General features: G+C 62.1%; 4 protein-coding genes and 1 riboswitch. All 4 genes read left to right on the top strand.

The genetic code is table 11. The annotated features are described in order from the left end of the window. The first annotated feature begins 194 nt into the window (after nt 1-194). Nucleotides 195-1,355: a hypothetical protein gene (locus tag ACI38B_RS06455; protein WP_439730031.1), complete on the top strand. Its 1,161-nt coding sequence runs from the start codon at nt 195-197 to the stop codon at nt 1,353-1,355. Nucleotides 1,356-1,405: 50 nt separating this feature from the next. Next, nucleotides 1,406-1,515, top strand: a riboswitch (TPP riboswitch). 32 nt (nt 1,516-1,547) lie between these two features. Beyond that, a complete protein-coding gene (locus tag ACI38B_RS06450; RefSeq protein ID WP_439730030.1) occupies nt 1,548-2,177 on the top strand; it encodes an ECF transporter S component in 630 nt (209 codons plus the stop codon). Between the two features lie 228 nt (nt 2,178-2,405). Beyond that, nucleotides 2,406-3,101, top strand: a complete 696-nt coding sequence (locus tag ACI38B_RS06445; protein ID WP_439730029.1) for an ECF transporter S component — start codon at nt 2,406-2,408, stop codon at nt 3,099-3,101. A gap of 259 nt (nt 3,102-3,360) precedes the next feature. Continuing rightward, nucleotides 3,361-3,863, top strand: a 503-nt coding sequence (locus ACI38B_RS06440) for an ATP-binding cassette domain-containing protein (protein ID WP_439730032.1), incomplete at its 3' end; no start/stop codon positions are given.

Below are 3,863 nucleotides of genomic sequence, written 5' to 3'. Positions count from 1 at the left end.
TACGCGCCGGTCGGTGCTGAAAACGCGGATGGGGACGCGGGTGAGAGCGCGGCTGCACGTGTGGACGGGAGTGCTGCTGTGAGCGCAGGCGGAAGCATTGCTGGAAGTGTTACCGGAAGCGATGCAGGAAGTGCTGCCGGAAGCGAGGGTGAAAGCGCTGCTGGAAGCCTTGCCGGAAGCGAGGGGGTTAGGTCATGAATCTCCGGTCAATCTGTTCCGAAGCCGTGCGGAACATCAGCGCGGGGACCACGCGGGCAGCATGGTTTTTCCTTGTCATGCTCATCACCGGTGCGCTTCTTGGCGGGTACGAAGCCATGTCCATCGTGCAGCTCGAACAGGAAGCGATCACGCGCATCAGTTCGGACGCCGATACGAAAGCCCTCATCGGCGCAAGCGTCGACGGCCAAGCGTGCGACGGGCTCGAAATGGTCCACAACGGGCCAAGTCTTGCAGGAGCGGCCCGTGCTGCCGAAAGCATCACCGCGTCCTCGACGCCCGGCATGGAACTGCCCGCGTACGAAGTGACCCCGGGATTCATCAAACTGCTTGCATCCGGGCAGAAAACAGCGAACGCGGCATCGTCGTCTGCGTCTTCTGCGGCCTCGTCTGCGCAACAGGGGGCGACATCAACGCAACAGGAAGTGAACGAGACCGCTGACACCTCGGGAATATGGATTTCAACCGACGTTTCGCATGATTTCGGACTGGTCAAAGGCAGCGTCATGCAAACCAACCGTGGCGATATGACCATCGCCGGCGTATTCTCCTGGCCCAACGACGGCCGTGACACCAGATTCGCCTATGCGGCGATGATCCCGGTTTCGGCATCCTCCGGCGAATTCACCGAATGCTGGGCGAAGCAGTGGCCGGTCAGCGAACAAACCAACGACCTGCTGTATTCGACGGCGATCGTTTCGGGAACGGGCGGAAACACGACGGTCGCGCAGGTCAACAAATCCTTCGACTCTCGGTATAATGCGTACTCCAGCTATAAGAACCGCATGACGGTATGGTTGCCGTACGTCTCGCTGGCGGTCGGGGTGATTGCCGGGGTGATTTCCGTGCGGCGGAGACGACTGGAATACGCGGGTGCCTTGCACGTAGGGCAAACCAAAGGTGCCCAACTGCTCGAAATGACTCTGGAAACGCTGATTTGGGCTGGACTGGCGACTATAGCGTGCCTGGCGCTGCTGTGCGCGTACTGCTGGCGTATGTCCGCCGACGGCTGGATGAACATCTTCATCGCCGCCTGCCGAATCCCTGCCACCGGGTTCGTGGGGGCGATGGCCGCGACGTTCCTCGCCGGGCTCAGCGTGCGGGAGTCCCAGCTGCTGCGGTTCTTCAAGAGCCGGTAATGCGCGTGCAATCGATTGGATAGACAAAATCATGGGGTGCCCCTACACTGAACAATCGACACGGGGGCTTGGCTACAGCCAGGCTGAGATGGGGGTTTCCTCCGACCGAATGAACGTGAACCGGGCAATGCCGGCGCACGGACGTCGCTCTTCCCGTGCCTGAGAACAACCGTTCAAGAAAGGCACATCATTATGACACAAGCCGCGAATACCGCAGCATCATCCACAGTGAATCTCAAGTGGCGCGTCGTCGATATCGCCGTCGCATCGGTGATCGGCGTTGCCAGCGCGCTGATTTATTGGCTGGTCGCCCTGCTGACCGCCGCACCTTGGACCGCACTGGACGCAATCGTCCCCGGTCTGCCCGGCCTGTTCAACGGACTGTGGCTGTTCGCCGGGCCCTTGGCCGCCATCATCGTGCGTAAGCCGGGCGCCGCAGTGTATGCGGAGATCGTCGCCGGCATTCTTGAAGCGTTGATGGGCAACATGTGGGGCGGTCTCGCCACATTCCTGATCGCCTTGGTGCAGGGCGTGTGCGCGGAGCTCGCGTTCGCGATTGTGCGTTACCGCAAGTGGACCCTGCCAGTTGCCGCCCTGTCCGGTGCGCTGTCCGGGGCCGGATGCTGGGCGTACAGCTTCATCGAAAACCTTCAGGGCATCAATCTTGCCGGGTCGTACGGTATCGTCTACCTGATCACCACGGTGGTGTCCGGCCTGCTGATCGCCGGCATCCTCATGTGGTACCTGTACAGGGCAATCGCGCGGACCGGCGCGCTGGACAAGTTCGCTTCCGGGCGTGAAGTGCGCGGCATCAGCGCCTGAGAGACAACACCGTCTGAAATCACCGTCTGAAATCACCGTCTGATAGCACCATCTGAACGCGTCAGCGTCTGGATTCCGGGGCGTGCGGCGGAGCATCGATACGGCTTCGCAAGTCAGCGGTATAAGGCCCGCCACCAGTATGGGCGGGCGGTTTCGGGATCATCGCAGCGATATACCAACCCCTGCCGGGCATCATCGCAATCCGGCATCGCATAGGAAGACATCAATATGAGCAACAACTCTTCGAACGCATCCAACGCATCCGTCGCCACAGCGACATCAGCAGCCAATTCGGTCACCCCTCAACCTGAGGCAACCCCGGTCGCAGCACTACGCCCCAGCCTCAAGTGGCGCGTCGTCGATATTGCCGTTGCATCGGTGATCGGCGTTGCCAGCGCGCTGATTTTCTGGCTGGTGTCCCTGATTTATTCGCTGGGTGTCGGCGACCTGATCGGCCTGGTCATGCCCGGATTCCAAGGCATCTATAACGGTTTGTGGCTGTTCGCCGGCCCCTTGGCGGCGGTCATCGTGCGCAAGCCGGGCGCCGCCACTTACGCGGAACTGCTCGGCGGGGTCATCGAAAGCCTGATGGGCAACCAGTGGACGGGCATGGACACGTTCAGCACGTCGCTGATGCAGGGCGCGTTCGCCGAACTCGCGTTCCTCATAGTGCTGTACCGCGTGTGGAACGTGCCGATCACCATGCTGTCCGGCGCGTTCGCCGGGGTCGCCGTGTGGCTGCATGACATTTTCATGCGCGGCCAGGCGTTCACCGGGCAGTACATCACCATCTATCTGGTCACGTCGGTGATTTCCGGCATCGTGTTCGCCGGCATCGTGGTGTGGTACCTGTATCGGGCGATTGCGCGGACCGGTGCGCTGGACAAGTTCGCATCAGGGCGTGAAGTGAGGGCTACGGCCTGAACCACGGCGGGGCTACGGTTCACGCCGGCAGAAGCACTTCGGCAGGCAACTGTTCAGGTGTGAAGCAATACAGAACAGCAGCAACAGCGGCACAGCGGTACGACAGCGCAACAGGCACGGCGGCGGAACCGAGTCCGGCGGACGGCGGTTCGCGATACAGTGGCGGACGGCGGTCGGGCAACGGTTCCGCGCCAGCGCATTTGAAGATGGCAGGACACAGGACGCGATGAAGTCAAGCGAACATGACAACAGCAGCACGATGACGGCAGTGTCGACACAACCGGCACGTCTCGAATTCCATGATTGGGGCTACCGGCATGCCTCACGCCGCCATTTCGCCGTCCGCGGCCTCAACCTGAGCATCGAACCCGGCCAGCGCGTACTGCTGCTTGGAGCCTCGGGCATCGGCAAATCCACCATTCTCGAAGGCGCGGCAGGGCTGCTTGGCGGCGATATTGAAAGCGTGAACACCGCCGCCAACGGCACCACCAGTACCATTGACGCGGACGGCGGACTGACCGAGGGGAGTATCACCGTCGACGGCACGCCCGTCAGCCAGGCAAGGGGGCGTGTCGGCCTCGTTTTGCAGGACCCGGATGCGCAGGCGATTTTCGAACGGCTCGGCGACAATGTCGCGTTCGGCCCGGAAAACCTCAACGTGCCGCGCGAAGCGATCTGGCAGCGCGTCCGCGACAGCCTCGACGCGGTCGGCATGCACGGCATCCAGCTTGACCGTTCCACCATGCACTTGAGCGGCGGGCA

Source organism: Bifidobacterium sp. (assembly GCF_051876855.1).
Classification (GTDB): Bacteria; Actinomycetota; Actinomycetes; order Actinomycetales; family Bifidobacteriaceae; genus Bifidobacterium.
The sequence above is the reverse complement of the archived record's forward strand: the minus strand, read 5'-3'. Positions and strand labels throughout refer to the sequence as shown.

Bases quoted from the DNA above. Each gene is read 5' to 3' on its own strand.
- ACI38B_RS06455 (WP_439730031.1), top strand. From the start codon at position 195: ATGAATCTCCGGTCAATCTGTTCCGAAGCCGTGCGGAACATCAGCGCG.
- ACI38B_RS06450 (WP_439730030.1), top strand. From the start codon at position 1,548: ATGACACAAGCCGCGAATACCGCAGCATCATCCACAGTGAATCTCAAG.
- ACI38B_RS06445 (WP_439730029.1), top strand. From the start codon at position 2,406: ATGAGCAACAACTCTTCGAACGCATCCAACGCATCCGTCGCCACAGCG.